The sequence below is a fragment of the Collinsella sp. CLA-ER-H7 genome, assembly GCF_040092345.1.
Taxonomy (GTDB): Bacteria; Actinomycetota; Coriobacteriia; order Coriobacteriales; family Coriobacteriaceae; genus Collinsella.
On the sequence record NZ_JBBNLT010000032.1, the window covers coordinates 1 to 1,567 of the forward strand.

Below are 1,567 nucleotides of genomic sequence, written 5' to 3' on the forward strand. Positions count from 1 at the left end.
TTCCTTTTAATATGAGCAGGACATTGTCAAGAGGCAAAATCGGGCCTGGCCCCAACGATATGGGGTCAGGCCCTCTCCCTATATCAGCCCGTCCGCGGCGACCTCGGCGTGTCTTACCGACGCTCGTCTTTGCAGTTTAATATCCGCCCGCGGCGATCTCTCGCTGGGCAATCCGTTGCTACGGCTGAGGCTTCTACGTCGAACCGACAGTCTGTGCACGCGTGTGGCGCCCTGGGCGCTCGCAGAAAAGGGACCTGAGGTTCGCCTCAACGGCTTCGGATCGAACCGCTTCCGGGGTGACTGGCTTATGTGCGGGGGACCGCCCCCCTACGCCTCCTCGGCCATGAGGCCGACCGCCCATACCCAGCAGGCGAGCTCGCGCGCCGTGGCCACGTTCGCCTTGTTGCCGTGGACCCCGCGCGCGAGCAGCGCCTCCCGCCTCTCGACCAGCCTCCGCACGCCCTTGGCGGCATGCCTCCGGGCGCCCCGGTCCGGGGCCTGGCCCCTGGCGAGGTCCTTCGGCCGCCCCGAGCACGTCAGGTAGTGCCACGCGGCCTCGACCAGCGTCTTCCTCAGGTGCTTGTTGCCGGCCTTGGTGATCGCGCCCCTGCGGTCGCTCTCCCCGCTGGAGTGCTCGGAGGGCGTCAGGCCGACCCATGCGGCGAACGACCGGGCATTCCTGAACCTCGAGAACTCGCCGGCCTCGAACACGAGGTCGGCGGCCGTCGCGGTGTCGACGCCCTTGAGGCAGCGCAGGGAGTCGACCCTCTTCCTCCACCTGGGCTTGCGGGTCTCGGCCTCGACGAGCCCCTCGAGCCGCGCCTTGTCCTCCGCCGCCCGCCTGACCGCGTCGACGTAGTAGGCGAGCACGTCGTTGTCGGCCCCCTCCGCGAACCTTATCGACTCGATCCAGGACCAGTGCGCCCGGGTCCAGTTGCCCTTCCTGCGGCCGGTGGGCGTCCTCTCGTCGAAGACGAGCCCGTGCCTGAGCAGGAACTTGGAGAGCCGCTGCTTCGAGCGCGAGAGGTCGTCCCTCGCGTCCTCGAGCGCCCTGGTCAGGTCGCGGGCGGCCTCGCACTCGTCGTCGGGGACCCATACCTCGACCACGTTGCCGACCGACAGCATGCGGGCGAGGAACTCGGCGTCGTTGCGGTCGTTCTTCCTGCGCCTGTCCGCGCTGGGCTTGATCATCTTCGAGACGGCGCCGACCACGCAGTCGACCCCAAGGCCGGAGAGCCTCTTCTGCAGGTCGAAGCCCGTGACCCCGGACTCGTACACGCACCTGGCCTCGGGGTCCACGGAGCGGACCCACCCCGCGACGGCGCCGGCGTCGTAGCCGAAGGTCGCGCAGCGCACCTCCCCGGTCATGACGTCGAGGGAGACGGCCTTTATCGAGCGGGCGTGGACGTCGAGGCCGACGAAGGTGGTAGTATCGAGCATGGGAGCCCCTTCCATGAATGCGGCGTGGCCGCCGCGGCTGAATTAGACACTCACCATTGTCGGCCTAATCCGCGGTCTTTCATGCAGCAGGGGCTCTCAATGTTTTTATGTCCTGCTCATATCGTCT

At 67.6% G+C, this 1,567-nt stretch carries 1 protein-coding gene; it reads right to left on the minus strand.

Annotated features, from left to right (window positions below; translation table 11 throughout):
• Nucleotides 1–327: 327 nt before the first annotated feature.
• Nucleotides 328–1,440 carry an IS110 family transposase gene (locus tag AAAX75_RS10035; RefSeq protein WP_349092074.1) on the minus strand — a complete coding sequence of 371 codons (1,113 nt, stop codon included), beginning with the start codon at nt 1,438–1,440 and terminating at the stop codon, nt 328–330.
• Nucleotides 1,441–1,567: the final 127 nt, after the last annotated feature.

What these genes read in the sequence shown, in the direction of transcription:
- AAAX75_RS10035 (WP_349092074.1), bottom strand. Translation starts at nt 1,440, where the DNA reads ATGCTCGATACTACCACCTTCGTCGGCCTCGACGTCCACGCCCGCTCG.